The sequence below is a fragment of the Thiomonas bhubaneswarensis genome, from assembly GCF_001418255.1.
Taxonomy (GTDB): domain Bacteria; phylum Pseudomonadota; class Gammaproteobacteria; order Burkholderiales; family Burkholderiaceae_C; genus Thiomonas; species Thiomonas bhubaneswarensis.
Map to the genome: position 1 here is coordinate 1 of NZ_LIPV01000002.1, position 19292 is coordinate 19292.

Annotated in this window: 15 protein-coding genes; 8 read left to right on the plus strand and 7 right to left on the minus strand. The window is 68.3% G+C overall.

Going from position 1 to position 19292, the window contains the following annotated elements; genetic code table 11:
* Positions 1 to 266: ATP-binding protein (locus ASC45_RS02590; protein WP_167344834.1), on the plus strand; the 266-nt coding region annotated here is incomplete at its 5' end.
* 321 nt (positions 267 to 587) lie between these two features.
* On the opposite strand, the gene radA is transcribed toward ASC45_RS02590, so the two are convergent.
* Both radA and alr read right to left on the minus strand, forming a co-directional pair.
* Positions 588 to 2000 carry a DNA repair protein RadA gene (radA, locus tag ASC45_RS02595; RefSeq protein WP_055449496.1) on the minus strand — a complete coding sequence of 471 codons (1413 nt, stop codon included), beginning with the start codon at positions 1998 to 2000 and terminating at the stop codon, positions 588 to 590.
* A gap of 92 nt (positions 2001 to 2092) precedes the next feature.
* Positions 2093 to 3196 (minus strand): alanine racemase, encoded by a 1104-nt coding sequence (gene alr, locus ASC45_RS02600; protein WP_055449497.1) that lies wholly within the window; start codon positions 3194 to 3196, stop codon positions 2093 to 2095.
* Between the two features lie 160 nt (positions 3197 to 3356).
* On the opposite strand from alr, the gene lplT reads away from it, so the two are divergent.
* Both lplT and ASC45_RS02610 read left to right on the plus strand, forming a co-directional pair.
* Positions 3357 to 4685, plus strand: coding sequence for a lysophospholipid transporter LplT (gene lplT / locus ASC45_RS02605; RefSeq protein ID WP_055449498.1), 1329 nt, complete (start codon positions 3357 to 3359; stop codon positions 4683 to 4685).
* A gap of 2 nt (positions 4686 to 4687) precedes the next feature.
* Positions 4688 to 5491: a TlpA family protein disulfide reductase gene (locus ASC45_RS02610; RefSeq protein WP_055449499.1), complete on the plus strand. Its 804-nt coding sequence runs from the start codon at positions 4688 to 4690 to the stop codon at positions 5489 to 5491.
* 27 nt (positions 5492 to 5518) lie between these two features.
* Here the strand turns inward: ASC45_RS02610 and ASC45_RS02615 are convergent, their stop codons facing one another.
* A complete protein-coding gene (locus tag ASC45_RS02615; protein ID WP_055449500.1) occupies positions 5519 to 8878 on the minus strand; it encodes an EAL domain-containing protein in 3360 nt (1119 codons plus the stop codon).
* Positions 8879 to 9094: 216 nt separating this feature from the next.
* On the opposite strand from ASC45_RS02615, the gene ASC45_RS02620 reads away from it, so the two are divergent.
* Positions 9095 to 9991, plus strand: a complete 897-nt coding sequence (locus ASC45_RS02620) for a DMT family transporter (RefSeq protein WP_055449501.1) — start codon at positions 9095 to 9097, stop codon at positions 9989 to 9991.
* Positions 9992 to 10006: 15 nt separating this feature from the next.
* The gene (locus ASC45_RS02625; RefSeq protein ID WP_055449502.1) at positions 10007 to 10516 is read left to right on the plus strand and encodes a glutathione peroxidase; all 510 of its coding nucleotides are present in this window, start codon (positions 10007 to 10009) and stop codon (positions 10514 to 10516) included.
* A 6-nt stretch (positions 10517 to 10522) separates the two neighbouring features.
* On the opposite strand, the gene ASC45_RS02630 is transcribed toward ASC45_RS02625, so the two are convergent.
* From ASC45_RS02630 to ASC45_RS02645, 4 genes are all read right to left on the minus strand, one after another.
* The gene (locus ASC45_RS02630) at positions 10523 to 11653 is read right to left on the minus strand and encodes an ABC transporter substrate-binding protein (RefSeq protein WP_055449503.1); all 1131 of its coding nucleotides are present in this window, start codon (positions 11651 to 11653) and stop codon (positions 10523 to 10525) included.
* Positions 11654 to 11881: 228 nt separating this feature from the next.
* Entirely contained in the window at positions 11882 to 13114 is a 1233-nt protein-coding gene (gene glcF / locus ASC45_RS02635; RefSeq protein WP_055449504.1) for a glycolate oxidase subunit GlcF, read from the minus strand.
* Positions 13115 to 13119: 5 nt separating this feature from the next.
* Positions 13120 to 14244 carry a glycolate oxidase subunit GlcE gene (gene glcE, locus ASC45_RS02640; protein WP_055449793.1) on the minus strand — a complete coding sequence of 375 codons (1125 nt, stop codon included), beginning with the start codon at positions 14242 to 14244 and terminating at the stop codon, positions 13120 to 13122.
* A 48-nt stretch (positions 14245 to 14292) separates the two neighbouring features.
* Positions 14293 to 15786 carry an FAD-linked oxidase C-terminal domain-containing protein gene (locus ASC45_RS02645; RefSeq protein ID WP_055449505.1) on the minus strand — a complete coding sequence of 498 codons (1494 nt, stop codon included), beginning with the start codon at positions 15784 to 15786 and terminating at the stop codon, positions 14293 to 14295.
* Positions 15787 to 16182: 396 nt separating this feature from the next.
* On the opposite strand from ASC45_RS02645, the gene ASC45_RS02650 reads away from it, so the two are divergent.
* The 3 genes from ASC45_RS02650 (at position 16183) to ASC45_RS02660 (ending at position 19244) form a co-directional block, all read left to right on the plus strand.
* Entirely contained in the window at positions 16183 to 17805 is a 1623-nt protein-coding gene (locus ASC45_RS02650; RefSeq protein ID WP_055449506.1) for a DNA-3-methyladenine glycosylase 2 family protein, read from the plus strand.
* Positions 17787 to 18305 (plus strand): methylated-DNA--[protein]-cysteine S-methyltransferase, encoded by a 519-nt coding sequence (locus ASC45_RS02655; protein ID WP_055449507.1) that lies wholly within the window; start codon positions 17787 to 17789, stop codon positions 18303 to 18305. The genes ASC45_RS02650 and ASC45_RS02655 overlap by 19 nt, the downstream gene beginning before the upstream one ends.
* Before the next feature lie 63 nt (positions 18306 to 18368).
* Positions 18369 to 19244, plus strand: a complete 876-nt coding sequence (locus ASC45_RS02660; RefSeq protein WP_055449508.1) for a DMT family transporter — start codon at positions 18369 to 18371, stop codon at positions 19242 to 19244.
* Positions 19245 to 19292 lie beyond the last annotated feature (48 nt).

Here is a 19292-nt window from a genome sequence, read left to right on the forward strand (position 1 = left end):
ATCTGTTCCTCGCTCGGCGCATCGGCGACGCCGCGGCCGAACTGCTGCAGGCCATCGTCCACCAGCGCTACAAGCATCGCCGCTCCATCGTCGTGACCTCCAACCGCGTGGTGCAGGACTGGGGCTGCTACCTCGGCGACGCCACCATGGCCACCACCATCCTAGACCGCCTCATGCACCGCGCCACCATGCTCGAGTTCGAGGGCCGCAGCTACCGCCTCAAGGAGGCCGCCGCGCGCATCGCCGTCACCGCCGATGCCTCATAATCCACCCGTCCTGCATGGGGGAGTTTGACCGGCCACAAGTGGGGGAATTTGAAGTGGCCATCGGGGCGCATCGACTGCCTCGATGGTGTGCGCGTGCGCGGACCGCTCAGCGGCAGAGGTATCGTGCGGCGCTGCTTGAGCGCCTGTCAAAAGAGCCATGTTGTACTTTCAAGGAGTCGCTTCGGCCAACTGCGCCTGCGGTCTATTCATTGAAAGTAAAGACTACCTTTACGTTTTTCCGTCATCACTCGGGATAACCCGCAGTCATCGTCACGGACGCGGCATTTCGTGGAAAAAATCACGGTTCTGCGCTGGGCGGGTTCACCCCAGCCCGCGCACCACCTCCAGCGCTTCTTCGATGCGCGAAACGGGGTGCAGCTCCATGCCCTCGAATTGTCTGGAGGCGCCCTTGGGGGCGTTGGCGGCGGGGATGATGGCCGCCGAAAACCCCAGCTTGGCCGCCTCGCGCAGGCGTTCCTGTCCGCGCGGAGCGGGGCGGATTTCGCCGGCCAGGCCGACTTCGCCGAAGGCCAGCAGGCCCCGCGGCAGCGCTCGGTTGCGTAGCGAGCTCTGGATGGCGAGCAGCACGGCCAGGTCGGCCGCGGGCTCGGTGATGCGCACGCCGCCCACGGCGTTGACGAACACGTCCTGATCGCCGCTGGCGACTCCAGCATGGCGGTGCAACACGGCCAGCAACATGGCCAGGCGCGCGGCGTCCAGGCCCACGGACAGGCGGCGCGGGCTGGGTGCGGCGGCGCTGTCCACCAAGGCTTGCACCTCGACCAGAAGCGGGCGGGTGCCCTCCAGCGTGGCGAGCACGCAGGTGCCGGGCACAGGCTCAAGGTGGGTGGAGAGGAAGATGGCTGAGGGGTTGGACACGCCCTTGAGGCCATGCTCGGTCATGGCGAACACGCCCAGTTCGTTCACGGCACCGAAGCGGTTCTTGATCGCACGGATGAGACGAAAGCGCGACTGCGTGTCGCCCTCGAAATACAGCACGGTATCGACCATGTGCTCCAGCACGCGCGGGCCGGCGAGCGCGCCTTCCTTGGTGACATGGCCGACGAGCACCAGGGTGATGCCCCCGGCCTTGGCCGCGCGGGTGAGCTGGGCCGCGCATTCGCGCACCTGCGACACCGACCCCGGCGCGGACGACAGCGCCTCGGTGTAGAGGGTCTGGATGGAGTCGATGACCGCCACGGCGGGGCGCTCGGAGGCCAGCAGGTCGAGGATGACTTCGAGCTGCGTCTCGGCCATCAGCCGCACCGGCGCGTCTTTCAGCCCCAGTCGCTGGGCGCGCAGCGCAACCTGCGCGGCGGACTCTTCACCACTCACATACAGCACCGGCAGTTCGCCCGACAGGTTGGCCAGCACCTGCAACAGCAGGGTGGACTTGCCGATGCCCGGATCGCCACCCAGCAGCAGTACGCCGCCGGGCACCAGACCGCCGCCGAGCACGCGGTCGAGTTCGTCGATGCCGCTTGCGCGGTGCGCGTGGCGCTCGGCCTTGACTTCGGTGAGCAGCACCGGGCCGCTCGGCGCCGCGAGGCCGCCGCGCCCGGCGAACTGCGCCGCTGCCGCGCCGTGCCGTGCTCCGGGCCGACTTGCATCGGCGCCGCGCTCCGCGGTCTCGACCAGCGTGTTCCAGGCCTGGCAGTGCGGACATTGTCCCTGCCACTTGGCGGACTTGCCGCCGCATTCGGAGCAGATGAAAACGGTTTGGGGTTTGGCCATGGTGGGTGGTCTCAGAAACTCGCCGGGCCGCCCCAAGAGTTTCTGGCCCCTTGAGGGGAGAACCGAGCGTAGCGAGGTTTTCGGGGTGGTCTCTACTCCACGCGCACCGGCACGCGCGGGGCCAGGGCGCACATGAGTTCATAGCCCAGCGTGCCCGCGGCTGCGGCGACTTCGTCGATGGGCAGCTCGGCCTGGGCATCCTGGCCCCACAGCAGCACCGGGCTGCCGACCACGGGCTGGCCGCCGACGGCGAACACCGGTTCGAGATCGACGGTGATCATGTCCATCGACACCCGGCCGACGAGGCGGGTGCGCACCCCGTCCACCACCACCGGGGTGCCGGTCGGGGCGACGCGCGGGTAGCCGTCGGCATAGCCGCAGGCGACCACGCCGATGCGCATCGGGGCGGGCGCGGTGAAGCGCGCGCCATAACCGACGCATTCGCCCGAGGCGATGGACTGGATGTCGATCAGCTCACTGCGCAGGCTCATCGCCGGTTGAAGCTGCCAGTGCGCGGCGTCGGGCGCAAGGCCGGTGGGCGAGCTGCCGTAGAGCGCAATGCCGGGCCGCACCCAGTCCGCAGCCACGCGCGGGTCGGCGCCGTGCATCAGGACGGCGGCCGAATTGGCCAGGGTGCGCTCGCCGCTCAGATCACCCACGCCGCGAGCAAAGCGCGCCAGCGCTTCGTCCACGCCGTCGGCTTCGTCGGCACAGGCGAAGTGGGTCATATGGGTGATTTCGCCGACCTGCGGCAGGGCGTTCAGACGCTCCCACGCAGCGGCGTAGGCCTCGGGCTGAAAGCCCACGCGGTTCATGCCGGTGTTCATTTTCAGGAACACGCGGTGCGTGCGGTTGGCGCGGTGCACCGCCAACCAGTCGATCTGTTCGCGGCAATGCACCACATGCCAGAGGTTCAGACGCTCGCACAGCGCCAGGTCTTCCGGAGCGAAGCAGCCTTCGAGCAGCAGAATCGGGCCGACCCAGCCCAGCGCGCGCAACCGTTCGGCCTCGGCCAGATCGAGCAGGGCGAAGCCGTCGGCTGTGCGCAGCGCACCGTAGGCTCGGGCGATGCCGTGCCCGTAGGCATTGGCCTTGACCACGGCCCAGATCTTGCTGCCCGGGGTGGCACGGCGGATTCGGGCCAGGTTGTGGGAGAGCGCTGCCGTGTGGATCACGGCGGAAATCGGGCGGGGCATGACGGGATGAACGGGTGGCGAAGGCCGTCATTGTCGCAAATGGCCTGTGCTATAAACCGCGGCAGTCGGCGGGCGGGACAAACCGTCGCACGCCTCCCATGCTTTCCCATACTTCGCCCCACGACCCGATACAGGGCCCCGCAGCGCGGGTCGCCGCTCGATGAAAAAAGGCTTTTACTGGATCATGGCGGCGCAGTTTTTTTCTTCGCTGGCCGACAACGCGCTGCTCATCGCCGCCATTGCGCTGCTGGTGCAGATGCAGTCTCCCGACTGGATGACGCCGCTGCTCAAGTTCTTTTTCACCATCTCGTATGTGGTGCTTGCGCCTTTCGTTGGCGCGTTTGCCGACGCCATTCTGAAATGGAAGGTGATGTTCATCACCAACCTGGTGAAGGTGGCGGGCCTGGTGCTCATGCTGTTTTCGGTGCATCCGCTGCTGGCCTACGGCGTCGTCGGCCTGGGCGCGGCGGCCTACTCGCCGGCCAAGTACGGCATCCTCACCGAGTTGCTGCCGCCGCAGCAACTGGTCGCGGCCAATGGCTGGATCGAGGGCACCACGGTCAGCTCCATCATTCTCGGCACGGTGCTGGGCGGGTTTCTGGTGAGCCACGCGGCGTCCAACTTTCTGCTGGGCCTGCCGGGGCTGGCAGCGGTGGGCATCGACACCACGCCCGAATCGGCGATCCTGGTCATCACTCTGGTGTATCTGCTGGCGGCGCTGTGCAATCTGCGCATCCCCGACACCGGCGCGCGCTACGAAAAACAGAAGACGCGGCTGTTTGCCCTGCTGGTGGACTTTGCCCATTGCACCAAGGTGCTGTGGACGGACAAGCTGGGGCAGATTTCGCTGGCGGTGACCACGCTGTTCTGGGGGGCAGGCGCGACGCTGCAGTTCATCGTGCTCAAGTGGGCCGAATATGCCCTGGGTCTGGATCTGACCATGGCCTCAGTGATGCAGGCGGCGGTGGCGCTGGGGGTGGCGGTGGGGGCCATCAGCGCGGCGGTGCGCGTGCCGCTGAAAAAGAGTCTGAGCGTGCTGCCTCTGGGCGTGGGCATGGGGCTGACCACGGTGGCGCTGGCGTTTTTCCACCGCGATCTACTGCCCGATGCCCAGTTGCATCTGTGGGCGCTGAAGCTGCCGCTCTACATGCTGATGGCCTACGGCGTGATGGTGTTCATCGGCGCGCTTGCCGGCTACTTCGTCGTGCCGATGAACGCGCTGCTGCAACACCGTGGCTATGTGCTGCTGTCAGCCGGGCATTCGATTGCGGTGCAGAACTTCAACGAAAACGTCAGCGTGTTGCTGATGCTGCTGTTCTACGCCCTGCTCATTCGCTTGAACCTGCCGGTGCCATGGGTGATCGCGCTGTTCGGCGTCTTCGTCAGCGCCTCCATGTTTCTGGTCATCCTCTGGTACCGCCGCAACCAGCGCGAACGCGACTGGACGCAACTCATCGGCGAGCCGCGTCACAGCGAACCCCACGTCTGATCGTGGACGCCCTGCGCCTTGGCCCCATCGTCCTGCCCTGGGCACCGCTGTTGCTGGTGCTGGGCTATGCGGTGGCGGTGTGGGTGGCGGGGCTGGCGCAGAAGGCGGGGCGTGGCAACGCCGAGCCGTTGTTGCTCTGGCTGCTGCTGGCGGCGCTGGTGGTGGCCCGCGCGGTGTTCGTGCTGCGGCATGCGGCCGACTATCCCGGCGTGCTGTCCATGATCGACATTCGTGACCGTGGATTCAACGCCTGGGCCGGATGGGCGGCGGCGGTGGCGGCGGTGGGGTGGTTTGCCTGGCGGCGACCGGCGTTGCGGCTGAGTCTGCCGCTGAGCACGGGCGCAGGGGCCGCCGTGATGCTGGCGGGCTTGGGGCTGCTCAGCCTGACGCAGCCGCCGCGCCCGCCCCTGCCCGACCTCACCTTGCAAACCTTGCAGGGCAAGCCCGTGGCGCTGGCCGGTCTGCGCGGACATCCTGTCGTGGTCAACCTCTGGGCCACCTGGTGCCCACCCTGCCGCCGCGAGTTGCCGATGCTGATTCAGGCGGCAAAACAGCCGACCGGCGCGCGCATCGTGCTGGTCAACGAGGGCGAAGCCGCCTCGCGCGTGGCGGCCTATCTGGCGCGCGAACGGCTGGGCCAGCCGGAGATCCTGCTCGACCCGGACAGCCGACTGCTGTCGGCGTATCGGTCACCGGGCTTGCCCACGACCTTGTTCATAGGGGCCGATGGACGCGTGAAGCAGTTGCACATCGGCGAGCTTTCGGCGGCGACGCTGCAGCAGGGCATCGCCGCTCTGCGGCGATAAGGCACAACAAGTGCTTCGCCGCGACTTTTAGGCGCGAGTGCCCAGTGCCTTGCGTCGGGCGGCGTGCAGCAGGCGGCGGGCCGATTCGTCGGCGAGCTGGCGGCCGTGCTGCGCCATCCAGTCGAGCGCCAGGCGGCCCAGCGGCGTGGTGGGCTGGCGCGGGTCGATCGTGCAGTGGAACTGGCGCACCCAAGCGGGCAGCTCGGCGGCAGGCATGGGCCGCGCCAGGGCGTAGCCCTGACCCGCATCGGCGCCCAGAAGGGTGGCGGCTTCGACCAGATCGGGGGTCTCCAGTCCTTCGACCACGACCCACAGACCCAGACTCTGCGCCAGTTGCACCAGCGCGCCGATGAAGCCGATGACCTGGTCGGGGTCGCGCCCGGCCTCGCGCACCAGACCCTGGTCGATCTTGACGGTGTGAAAAGGAAGGGTGCGCAGGCGCAGCAGGCTGGAGTAGCCGCTGCCCAGATCGTCCATGACCAGTTGCACCCCGGTGGCGGCGAGTGCTCGCACGGCGTCGTCGCGGCGCTGCGGGTCGTCGAATTCGGCGTTTTCGAGCATTTCGAGCGAGAGGCGATCGGGCGCCACACCTGCATGGCGCAGCGCGCCGTCCACGCGCTGGCTGCAGTCGGGCTGCAACAGCACGTCGAGCGGCAGGTTCAGACTCAGGTTCAGGCGCAGGCCCTCGGCATCCCAGCGGGCGAGGTGGGCGAGCGACTGTTCGAGTCCGCCGCGGAACAGACGCGTGAGTTCGGCGTGGCCGAACCAGGGCAGGAACTGGCCTGGCATGACCAGCTTGCCGTCGTCGGTGCGCAGCCGCGCCAGCGCTTCGACGCCGTAGGGCTTGCCGGTCTGCAGATCGATCACGGGCTGCAAGTGCATTTCCAGGCCGTGGTCGAACAGGGCGCTGCGCCAGTGCTGCCGTATCGCCAACGGAACGGGCTGCTGGCGACCGTGGGCATGCAGGCGCTGCCAGGCGCGGCTCAGGGTCTGGCCCAGGTTGTCGAGGAAGCTGCGCGCGGCGCTGCGCTCGAACATGGCGGGGTAGCCGCCGTACAGGCTGAGCACGACCACCACCCGCCCGTTGCGGTCGGTCAGCGGGATGGAGGCGGCGCTGCGGATGCCGACCTCGAGCGCGGCCTCGCGCCAGGGGGCACCGGCTTCGTCGAGCGCATAGCTCGCCATGGTGCAGATGCGTTCGGTCTGCCAGGCGCGGGCCGTGGGGCCGATGCTCTCGGCACGCGAACCCTGCAGCTTGGGCACCTTGAGCGCGCCGTAGTGTTTCTGCATGGCGCGGGCGAAGGGTTCCAGCCCCGACGACAGTTCGACGACGAATTCGCCGTTGGCGTCCGGCGCGCCCATGCCCACGGCTTTCAGGCCGGGCAGGGTGATGAGCCTGTCGAGCGCCATCTGCATGAATTCGCTCCACGGCGCGCCATCTTGCAGCGCGTGCTCCAGGGCGATGACGCATTGCTGGTATTGCTCGCGCAGCGCCTGCGCGGCTTCCACCTCGGTCTGCAACTCGGTCTGCATGCGTGCGGTGAGCAACTGGACGATGCGCCGACGGTCGCGTGAGCTGGTGCGCAGGGTATGGCTCATGTCGATCAGCGCCTGCAGATAGAGCCCGGCGGACTGCACCAGCAGCCGCGTGGGCACGCCCACCAGCGCGTGAATCTGCCCGATGCGCGTGGCTTCGCGCACATGCTCGGCCTCCAGCAGGCCCGGGGAGAGCATGCGCCTGAAGTGATCGACCTGCCGCGCCTTGAGGTGGGCGAATTCGGCCGGGGTGAGGTGGCCGAGCAACTGGCTGGATTCGGTGTCGCGCCCGACGAGGACGTAGAACTGTTCGATGAACGACTCGGCCACTGCCTGGTAATGCGGCCCGGCGATCTGCAGCAGGGTTTCGGCCTGGGGGCCGTAGGGCTGAAGCAGCCAGTGCTCGATGTCGTCTTCGAGCAGATCGGGCTCCACATCCTGCCCCCAGCGCAGCCACCAGTGCTGGCGATGGCGTTTGTGCAGTTTGATGGCGTGCAGCGCGGCGTCGGCACGGCGCAACAGGGTGTCGGGGTTGGGGCCGTCGTGCGGGTACAGCGCCAGGCCCAGGCTGAGACTGATCGCGCGGCTCTTGCCTTCGGGCAAGGGCACGGTGAGCGGCAGGACTTGATCGAGGGCCTGCAGGCGGCGGGTGATGTCGGCTTCGCCTTGCGCGCCTTGCAGCACCAGCACGAACTCGTCGCCGCCGATGCGCGCGAGCAGGTCTCGCGGATCGAGGCAGGCGCCGAGCTGCCGGGCCACGTCTTTGAGCACGGCATCGCCCGCGGCATGGCCCCAGCCGTCGTTGATGGCCTTGAAGTCGTCGAGATCGAGCAGCCCGATGGCCACGGCGGCGCCTTCGGCCTGGGCCTGCGCCAGTCGTTCGGGTAGCCATTCGTCCAGGGCGTAGCGGTTGGGCAGGCCGGTCAGCGCGTCGTGCTGCGCCTGCCAGCGCATGCGCTCGTCGGCGGCGCGGCGCGCAGTCACGTCCTGTCCGACCCAGACGGAATCGATGCCGGGCTGGCCGCTGACCGTCTGGCCGGTGAGTTCGCACCAGAACAGGCTGCCATCGGCGCGGCGCATCCGCACTTCACGGGTGACGGATTCGCCACGCGCCATGGCGGCGTAGAGCTCGGCGCCAATGGCCTCGTACTCGGCATCGTCGGCATAGATGGCGCGGGCCGGAAGGTTCTGGAGCGATGCGGTGTCGGGGTAGCCGAACATCTGCGCCATGCGCGCATTGCCACTGCGCAGGGTGCGGTCGCCCACAAGCGCGATGGCCACCAGCGCGTTGTCGAGCATGGCCTGGCGCAGCCGTTCGGCAGACTCGCGCTCGCGCTGCAACTGATCCATGTGCAACAGCGCGCCCACCATGGAGGCGACGAACTCGAGCAGCTTCAGATTGCCCTCGGACGGCAGGCCCGCATCGAGGCCAGTCAGCGCGAAGCTGCCGATGACCTGGTCACCCTCGCGCACCGGCCACGACCAGCATGAGCGCAGGCGCCATTGCTCGGCCACCGGGCGCAAATCGTCCCAGCGCGGGTCGGTGGGGATGTCCTGAACGAAAGTTGGCGCGTTGCCGAACACCGCGTTGCCGCAGGAACCCGCGTGCGGACCGGGCTTGAGCGTCTGGAGCGCGCGCTGAAATTCCACAGGTGCGCTGGGGGCAGCGAGCAGATACAGCAGACCGTCTGCCTCCAGCCGCAGGATGCTCGCGACATGGCCCGGCACTTCCTGCTCGGCCATGCGGCAAAGCATGGCCGCGAGTTCGGCGATCGGGCGCCCCTCGGCCAGGCCCCGCAAAATGTCGCGGGGCAGGTCGAGCAGTCGAAGGGGATCGCCCTGATCTTGCATGGCTGCGCCTGAACGAAAGAAGAAAGGACAAGGGCGGACTTGTCGATGCGTGACTGCCGCCAAAGCCGGTTTCAGCCGGACTTTACGATGTCGGCGGAAAATAAGGCGTGAATTTTGTCCTGATTCACCGAAATATCTGACATCCTGGGCGAATGGCCCTTGTTCGCACGTCGCACCCCAAGCCCGACAGACTCCTGGCCGTTCATCGAGTTTTTCATGCACCCTTCCCGCTTCACCCTGGCCGCGATCGGCGGTCTGATGCTCAATGCCTTCGTCTGGGGTGTGTCGTGGTGGCCGTTCCGCCATCTCAGCGCGCTGGGGCTGAACCCGTTGTGGGCCACCGCGCTGATGTATGCGGTGAGCACCGCGCTCATCCTGGCGGCCCGACCGCAGGCGCTGCGCGCCCTGTGGCGGAACCCGTCGCTGTGGGGCATTCTGGTGGCGTCCGGCGCGACCAATGCCGCGTTCAACTGGGGAGTGACCGAGGGCGACGTGGTGCGTGTTGTGCTGCTGTTTTATCTGATGCCGGTCTGGGCCACGCTGCTGGCGCGCTGGCTGCTGAACGAGCGTCTGACCCGACTGGTCGGGCTGCGGCTGGCGCTGGCGCTGGTCGGCGCCATGGTGGTGCTTTGGCCGCGAGAAGGCGGGCTGCCGCTGCCGCAGCATCCGGCGGACTGGCTGGGCGTGATCGGCGGCATGTTCTTCGGGCTCAACAATGTGCTGTTGCGCAAGTACGCGCACACCCCGCCGGAGGCCCGCGGACTGGCGATGTTCGCAGGTGGGGTGATCGTGGCCGGCGGTGTGGCGGCGGTGCTGACGGCGCACGGCGCCGTTCAGCCCCTACCCTCACCGGCGCCCGGCTGGCTGATCGGTGTGGTGTTGATGGCGCTGGCGTTTCTGGCGGCGAATCTGGGGCTGCAATACGGCGCCGAGCGTCTGCCGTCGGCCTTGACTGCGGTGGTGATGACGGTGGAAATCGTGTTTGCCAGCGGCAGCGCCGTGCTGCTCGGGGCCGAGCATCTCTCCGCGCAAGCGCTGTTTGGTGGTAGCCTGATCCTGCTGGCCATCATGCTGGCGGCTTGGCCCCGCTTGACGACCCCGCAGGCGGCTTGATTGGGAGATGCTGCCATGAGCGTTGCGGCCCCGGTTCACTCCGCGTTCGATTTTTCCGCGCTCGACATCGCGGGTCACGAGCAGCCCCTGGCGCAATGGCGCGGCAGGGTGCTGCTCATCGTCAATACCGCCAGCGCCTGCGGCTTTACTCCACAGTACGCCGGTTTGCAGGCGCTGCAGGAGCGCTACGGGCTGCAGGGATTCACGGTGCTGGCGTTTCCTTGCAACCAGTTCGGCGCGCAGGAGCCCGGCAGCGGCGAGGAGATTGCGCAGTTCTGCACCAGCCGCTATGCCACGACCTTTCCCTTGTTCGCCAAGGTGGAGGTCAATGGCGAGCACGCGCACCCGCTATGGCGCTGGCTTACCCGAGAAGCCTCTGGCCTGCTCGGGTCTCACGCCATCAAATGGAATTTCACCAAGTTTCTGGTCGGGCGCGACGGTCAAGTGCTCAAGCGCTATCCGCCTCAGGAGAGGCCCGAGCTGATCGGGCCCGATATCGAAATGGCGCTGCAGGCGCCAGTGTGATGCGGGTCAGTGACGGAAACCGCCGCTGGCGGTGATGCTGGTGGTGTCGACGTAGTCGGAGCCGGAGTGGTCGTCGGGCGAGAAGCGCACGGTGAAACCGCCGAGGTTTTCGTTGCTCATGCCGTTGAGCGCATCCATCAGGCTGGCGCGGGTGAGCGTCTTGCCCGCCTTGCGCAGCGCCAGCACCAGTACCTTGGCGTCGATATAGCCTTCCAGGCTGGTGAAGTCGTAGTCGTCCTTGTGACCGGCGGCGTTCATCGCGGCCTGATACTCGCGCACCAGCGGGGTGACGGTGGAGAAGGGGAAGGGCACGACCTGGGTGATGATGACGCCGTTGCCCGAGGGGCCGAGCGCCTTGGCCAGTGCTTCGGAGCCGACGAAGCTGACGTTGGCGAACTGGCCGCCGTAGCCCTGGGCGAGGGCCTGCTGGTTGAAGGCCGCCACTTCGGTGTAGGTACCCACCTCGACGATCAGGTCGGGCTTGGCCGGCAGGATGGAGGCCAGCGCCGCCGCCACGTCCACGGTGTTGCGCTTGACCGTACCTGTGGCCACGGGCTTGAGCCCATGTGCGGCCAGCGCCTTCTGCACCCCGGTGAGACCGGCCATGCCGTAGGCGTCGTCCTGATAGAACACGGCGATCTTTTTCAGGCCGAGGAACAGGAACTGATCGACGATCTTGCGGGTTTCGTCGTTGTAGCTGGCGCGGATGTTGAAGATGTAGGGATCGACCGGAGTGCGCAGGCCCATGGCGCCGGTGAAGGGGCCGATCAGCGGTATGCCGGCCTGGTCGATCAGGGGTTTGGCCGCCAGCGTGGTGGGGGTGCCGACATAGCCCAGCAGCGCGAACACGTCGCCGCCGTTGATGAAGGTCTTGGTGTTGGCCACGGCGCGCGGGGGCTCATAGCCGTCATCGAGGCTGACCAGTTTGAGCTGGCGCCCCGCCACGCCGCCGTCGGCATTGACCTGCTTGAAGTAGGCCTCGATGCCCATGCGCAGACGAATGCCCAGCTGGGCTGCAGGCCCGGTGAGCGGCGCGGACTGGCCGATGACGATTTGGGTATCGGTCACGCCCGGCGTGGCGGCGAACGCAGGGGCCGCCAGACTCAGGGACAGCAGCAGGGTGGCGAAAAATTTCATCGTGGTCTCGAAAAGGCGGGCTGGGTCAAGCCTGCGGCGGCGCCGATGGCGGTCGGTGCGGCAGTAGGGTCGGACATCGGGGACGGGTGACGGCAGGGCACAGGCCGTTCTGGTTGTCGCGGGCAGAGCCCCCCGACCCTGCACTCGTAAAAGCTGCCTTGCATTGTCCACAACAAGGCGGGCAGTGACAACAGCGCGCAGCGGAAATCCAACAGGGTGCGCAAACAATCAGGGCTTGCCGTGCAGCGCTTCGTCGAGCAGTTCCACCCAGTGCTGCACGGGGATGGTGGTGCCGGTCTGAAGATGTTGGATGCAGCCGATATTGCTGCTGACGATGCGCTGCGGTGCGGTCTCGGCCAGGTGCTGTAGCTTGCGGTTGCGCAGTTCTTTCGACAACTCGGGCTGCAACACCGAATAGGTGCCGGCCGAGCCGCAGCAAAGGTGGCTTTCCAGCGGCAGTTTGACCTCGAAGCCCAGGGTCCGCAGCAATTCCTCGGCCTTGCCGCGTACCTGCTGCGCATGCTGCAGGGTGCAGGGCGGGTGGTAGGCGAGGTGATCGACCGGCTTGTTCTTCAGCAGGGTCTTGAGCGTGGCGGCGAACTGCGGCAGGTACTCGCTGATGTCCTGGCACAGCGCGCTGATGCGCTGCGCGCGATCGGCGTAGGCGGGGTCGTGCCGCAGATGGTGGGCGTACTCCTTGACCATGGCACCGCAGCCCGAGGCGTCCATGACGATGGCTTCGACCGTGCCGCTTTCCACCAGCGGCCACCAGGCATCGACATTGCGCTTCATGTCGGCCAGCGCGCCGTCGTGGTCGGAGAGGTGCTGGCGGATGGCGCCGCAGCAACCGGCGCCGTCGGCCAGCAGCGGCTGCACGCCCACGGCGTCGAGCACGCGGGCGGTGGCCGCGCCGATGTTGGGCATCAGCGCGGGTTGCACGCAGCCAGCGAGCATCAGCACCTTGCGGGCGTGGCTGCGCTGAGGGCGCTGCCCGGCGCGCTGACGGGCGGGCACCTTGTCGCGCAGCGCGGCGGGCACCAGCGGGCGCAGTGCCTGGCCGATTTTGAGGGCCGGGGCGAACAGCCGCGACGTCATGCCTTCGCGCAGCGCCCAGCGGGAGAGTTTTTCTCCGGTGGGGCGTTCGACCCGGGCGTCCACCACGGCTCGGCCGATGTCGATCAGCTTGCCGTATTCCACGCCCGAGGGGCAGGTGGTCTCGCAGTTGCGGCAGGTCAGACAGCGATCGAGGTGGAGCTGGGTGGTGCGGGTGGGCGCCTCGCCTTCGAGCACCTGTTTGATCTGGTAGATGCGCCCGCGCGGGCCGTCGAGCTCGTCGCCCAGCAGTTGATAGGTGGGGCAGGTGGCGGTGCAGAAGCCGCAATGCACGCAGTTGCGCAGAATGGCCTCGGCCTGCTGACCCTCGGGAGTACCGGCGAATTCGGGACTGAGATGGGTTTCCATCGTTTTCAGAAAAGGGTGGGAAACACGCCGTGCGGATCGAAGGCGGTCTTGATGTTGCGCTGGATGCGCAGCAGCGTGGCTTGCGGCGTATCGAACACCGCGACGCTGGCATCGCCGCCGCGAAAGCGCGTGGCATGACCGCCGGCCTGGCGCGCGGCTTCGAGGATGATGGGGGCGGGCGCGGCGCTGATCAGCCAGCGCAGGCCGCCGAACCATTCCACCAGTTGCGTGCCCGAGAGGTCGAGCGCGGGCGCGGTGGGCGGCAGCGACAGCCGCCACAGCGCCGCCTGCGAATCGCCCGGCCAGGTGGGGGTGAACCAGGGCAGCGTCTGCTCGCGCAGCGCCGTCCAGAAGGGGGTGGCTTCGGTTTCGGCCATGCGTTCGCCGCCCAGCCTGGCGCAGGCGGCCTGCACCGCAGCCTGCGCTCCGCGCAGCCGTACCGTGAGCACGCCCTTGCCCGAGCCGCCGCTGCGGTCGGGCAGCCAGGCGCTGGCGTTGAGCGGCAGCGGCTGGGCGGCCCAGGCGTTGCAGCGGGCGATGGCTTCGTCCTGCGTCATGGCAAAGCGCAGGCTGGCCTCCGCCGGGGCGCGCGGCATCACCTTGAGCGACACGTCGAGAATGACGCCGAGCGAGCCCAGCGAACCGCACAGCAGCCGCGAGACGTCGAATCCAGCGACGTTCTTCATCACCTCGCCGCCGAAGTGCAGCACTTCGCCGCGGCCGTTGAGCAGGCTGGCGCCCAGCACATAGTCGCGCACCCCACCTGCGCTGATGCGCGCCGGCCCGCTCATCGCGCTGGCCACCACGCCGCCCAGCGTGGCCCGGCCGCTGCGCGCGAAGTGCGGTGGCTCGAAGGGCAGGAACTGGTGATGTTCGGCCAGCGCCGCTTCGATCTCGGCCAGCGGCGTGCCGGCGCGGGCGGTGACGACCAGTTCGGTCGGCTCGAGGTGGGTGATGCCCGACAGTTGCGTGGCGTCGAGCGTGTGTTCGGCGGTGTCGGCCCCGCTGTGCTGCGCCGCGGCCCACCACGGCGCCTTGCTGCCGCCGCCATGAATGCGGATGCGTTCGCCGCGCGAGGCCGCTTCCCGCACCAGATCTTGCCAAAGAGGAATCAGTTCGTCTGCTTGCATGAGGTGAAGCCGCAGCATGCGCCGCGGCCAGGGTCTAGGGGCGGGCGGTCAGAACCGGGGCAGGTCGGGGAAGGGCAGCCGCCCGCCGCTTATATGCATCTTGCCGTATTCGGCGCAACGGGCGTGGGTGGGGATCTGCTTGCCGGGATTGAGCGTCTCGCCGGGGTCGAAGGCGCGGCGCAGGGCGAAGAACTGCTCGCGCTCCTCGGGGCTGAACTGCACGCACATGGCGTTGATTTTCTCGAAACCCACGCCGTGTTCGCCGGTGACGGTGCCACCCATGGCGACGCTGGTTTCCAGGATTTCGGCGCCGAATTCCTCGGCGCGATGCAGCTCGCCGGGCTGGTTGGCGTCAAACAGGATGAGCGGGTGCAGGTTGCCGTCGCCCGCGTGGAATACGTTGACGCAGCGCAGCCCGTACTTGCCCTCCATGCCCTGAATGGCTTCGAGCATGTCGGCCACGCGCTTGCGCGGAATGGTGCCGTCCATGCAGTAATAGTCGGGCGAGATGCGGCCGGTGGCGGGAAAGGCGTTCTTGCGCCCGCTCCAGAAGCGCAGGCGCTCGGCCTCGCTCTCGCTGCACTTCAGCGCGGTGGCGCCGCAGCGCGACAGTACCTCGGTCATGCGGCCGATCTCTTCTTCCACTTCCTCGGGCGTGCCGTCGCTCTCGCACAGCAGAATGGCGCGGGCCTCCAGGTCGTAACCGGCGTGGACGAAAGATTCGGCCGCCACGGTCATCGGCTGATCCATCATTTCCAGCCCGGCCGGAATGATGCCCGCGGCGATGATGGCCGCCACCGCGTCGCCCGCCTTGCGCAGATCGTCGAAGCTGGCCATGATGCAGCGCGCAAGCTGCGGCTTGGGCAGCAGCTTCACCGTCACTTCGGTGACCACCATGAGCATGCCTTCGCTGCCGATCACCGCCGCCAGCAGATCGGGACCGGGGCAGTCGCAGGCTAGGCCACCGATGGTCAGCGGCTCGCCTTCCACCGTGTAGCCGCGCACCTGCAGCACGTTGTGCACCGTGAGGCCGTATTTGAGGCAGTGCACGCCGCCCGAGTTTTCGGCGATGTTGCCGCCGATGGTGCAGGCGATCTGGCTGCTTGGGTCGGGTGCGTAGAACAGTCCGTGCGGCGCTGCGGCCTCGGAGATGGCCAGATTGCGCACCCCGCATTCCACCGTGGCAGTGCGCGCCAGGGGGTCGACGCGCTTGATGCGGTTGAACCGCGCCAGCGCCAGCAGCACGCCGTCTTCATTCGGCAGGGCGCCGCCGGAAAGTCCGGTACCGGCGCCGCGTGCCACCACCGGTACGTTCAGCTTGTGGCAGGCCTTGAGCACCGCCGCGACCTGCGCTTCGGTTTCTGGCAGCGCCACCACAAGAGGTTTGCGCCGGTAGGCCGAAAGGCCATCGCACTCGTAGGGCGTGACCTCTTCGGGCTGCCAGAGCAGGATGTGCTGCGGCACCACCGCACCCAGCGCGGCGACCACTTCGGCCTGCCGCGCCGCGCGCGCAGCCAGGTCGGGTTGGAGGGGGGCATTCATCGCGAGTCGTCTTTAACCCAGATCGTCCATGAGGCGGCGCTTCGCGCCTGCACGGGCGCTGGCGGTCGGTTTGGGGCGTTTTTGCCCCCGTGCTTCGCGCCCATAGCTTGGGCTATGGGCTTGTCGCCCGGAGCCAAATCCATCCCCAACCCGCCTCGCCATCATCCCGTGCCCTCATGAGCCATCTGGGTTTAATAAATTTGTTGATTTTGGTTGCAGATTATCCCTTTTGCTGCGCTGCAGCGGGGCAGGACTAACCCGGCTTTTTGCGTTTTGTCGAAGGCAAAGCTGTGTTGCGCAAAAGAGTGAGGAGTGGGGCGCAGCGCAAGACCGTGTGGGGGAACTGATGTCCGTTTTCGGCCAGACGGCGGCGTGCCGCGCGGCTAGAGTGAGGGCATGGAACTCGATCCCGATGCCTGCTACAGCGCGCTGCTCACCCGCGACCGTCGCTTCGATGGCTGGTTTTTCGTCGGCGTGGCGTCCACCGGGGTGTATTGTCGGCCGGTGTGCGCCGTGCGCACGCCGCTCAAGCGCAACTGCAGCTTCTATCTCAGCGCGGCGGCGGCGGAGCAGGCGGGGTTTCGGCCCTGTCTGCGCTGCCGCCCCGAGCTGGCGCCGGGTCATGGTGTGCTCGACCTTTCGGGTCAGCTCGCCCGAGCGGCTGCCGCGCTGATCGACCAGGGGCTGTCCGACCGCGACGGGCTGGGCGTCGTCGCGGGCCGCGTCGGGGTGACGCCGCGGCACTTGCGGCGCATCTTCGAGACGGAGTTCGGCGTCTCGCCCGTGGCCTATGCGCAGACGCAGCGGCTGCTGCTGGCCAAGCGCCTGCTCACCGACACGGCGCTGCCGATGGCCGAGGTAGCCGGGGCGGCCGGTTTTGGCAGCGTGCGGCGCTTCAATCATCTTTTCCGCAGCCGATACGGGCTGACGCCGCTGCGGCTGCGGAAGGCGGGCAGCGCATCAACGGGCGACGACCTTCTGACGCTCTCTCTGGCCTACCGGCCGCCTTATGCCTGGGCGCCGCTGATCGATTTTCTCGCGCGCCGTGCGGTGGACGGTGTGGAACACATCACCGCAGATCGCTACTGCCGTGCCGTCGCCTTCGCTGGTGCGCCGGGCGCGAAGCCGGTCACGGGCTGGATCACGGTGAGCTGTGAGCGCCCCCAGGGTCGGCTCGCCGACCCGCTCCCCGAGGGGAATAAGGCCCGCGGCTCCAAGCTGCCCTGCGGCAGCTTGGACGGAGCCGAATCCGAGCGGCTTGCAAGCCGCGAGGTGGACAAGGAACTTGGGGCTGCCCGGCGTTTCCTTGAGCCTGAACGCCACAGCCTGCGCTTGACCCTGCCGCCCCGGTTGTCGCCGCACATCGGCCGCATTCTGGCGGGCGTGCGGCGGCTGTTCGACCTCGGGGCGCGTCCTGACCTGATCGACACCCATCTGCCCGAGTTCGCCGCTGAGGTGCCGGGGCTGCGCGTGCCGGGGGCCCTGAACGGTTTCGAGATCGCACTGCGCGCCGTGGTCGGTCAGCAGATCGGCCTGCCGCAGGCACGCGCCATCCTCGCGCGTCTGGCGCAGCAACACGGCACGCCCGTACCCGATGCGCCCCACGGTCTGTGCCGCACCCTGCCCGACGCGCCCACGCTCGCCGCCTGCACGCCCGAGGCGCTGCAGGCCTGCGGTCTGACCCGCGCCCGGGCCCACAGCCTGCACGCGCTCGCCCTTGCGGTGACCAGCGGACGCGTGACGCTGCAGCCGCTCGCGCCGGTCGAGCCCACGCTTGCGGCGCTGCGGGCGCTTCCCGGCATCGGCGACTGGACGGCACAGATGATCGCGCTGCGCGGCCTGGGCTGGCCGAATGCCTTTCCGGCGGCGGACCTGGTGTTGCGCAAGCAACTCGGCCTGAGCCGTCCCGACGATGTGCTGGCCCACGCGGCGCGCTGGGCGCCGTGGCGGGGCTATGCCGCGATGCACCTCTGGCGTCGCGCCGCGCAAGGAGAGCCCGAATGCATTCGCACCATGTGATCGACAGCCCTCTGGGCAAGCTGCGGTTGAGCCTCGCCTGCGACGCGCTGACCGCACTGTGTTTTCTTGAAGGCGCACCGCTGCCCGACGCGGCACCGGCCGACTTCGCCACGCCCCTGCTGCGGCGGGCCCGCGCGCAGTTGCAGGCGTATTTCAGCGGCGCTGCCATGGCCTTCGATCTGCCCCTGCGGCCGCAAGGCACGCCGTTCCAGCAGACGGTGTGGCGGGCGCTGCAGACCGTGCCCGCCGGGCAGACGATCAGCTACGCGCAACTGGCGCAGCGGCTGGGCCTGCCCGCCAGCCATGCGCGTGCGGTGGGGGCGGCGGTGGGCCGCAATCCTCTGCTCATCGTCGTGCCCTGCCATCGCATCGTCGGCCATGACGGTGCGCTGACCGGCTACGCGGCCGGCCTGCCGCGCAAGCAGGCCTTGCTCGATCTCGAACGCGCCGCCACTGTGTCCGCGAAATCTGCCACGCTCCGCCGCTTACTGGCGGTCTGAGCTGGAGTCTTGCCCTGCCCGGCCAGTGCCGTCCACCCGTTCCTCCATCCTTCCCGTCACGCCATGCCCTTCATCGAACTTTTTCTGCTCGCCGCCATCTGGGGCGCGTCGTTCCTGTTCCTGCGCATCGCCGCGCCCGAATTCGGGCCGGTGCCGCTCATCGCCCTGCGCGTGGGTATCGCCTCGCTGGTGCTGCTGCCAGTGCTGCGCACGGTGACCGCGCGGGCTCAGTTTCGCCGCAAGCTGTGGCCACTGCTGGTCGTGGGCGTGACCAACTCCGCGCTGCCCTTCACCCTGTTCGCGGTGGGCGCGCTGCACCTGGGCGCGGGCTTCGAGGCCATTCTGAATGCCACCACCCCGCTGTGGGCCGCCGTGCTGGGGGCGACGCTGTTCGGCGCGCCAATCAGTCGTGCGCAGATCGTGGGCCTGGGCGTCGGCCTGCTGGGCGTGATCGTTCTGGTCAGCGATCAGCCCGGGCTGTCGCAGGGCGCGGCGCACTGGGCGGTCGCCGCGGTGCTGCTGGCGCCGATGTCCTACGGCTATGCCGTGCACTACACGAGGCATCATCTGGCCGGGGTCGATCCGGCGCTCACCGCCTTCGGCAGCCAGCTCACGGCCGCGGCGCTGCTTGCCCTGCCCGCTGCGTTCACCTGGCCCGCACATGCGGTGCGGGGCGACATCTGGGCCGCCGTGGTGGCTCTCGGGGTGCTGTGCACCGGGCTGGCCTATGTGCTGTATTTCCGCCTGGTGGCGCAGGTGGGCGCGGCCTACGCCGCTTCGGTCACCTTTCTGATCCCGGCCTTCGGCATGCTGTGGGGCACGCTGTTCCTGCGCGAGCCCGTGACCGGCTCCATGCTGGCAGGCTGCGCAATCATTCTGGTGGGCACGGCGCTGGCGAGCGGGCAGTGGAAGCGGCTGGTGGGTTTGCTGCGAGCTTGAACGTCCCTCTTTGCAGCGGGGCGAGCGGCGTTGCGTCGCCAAGGTGGT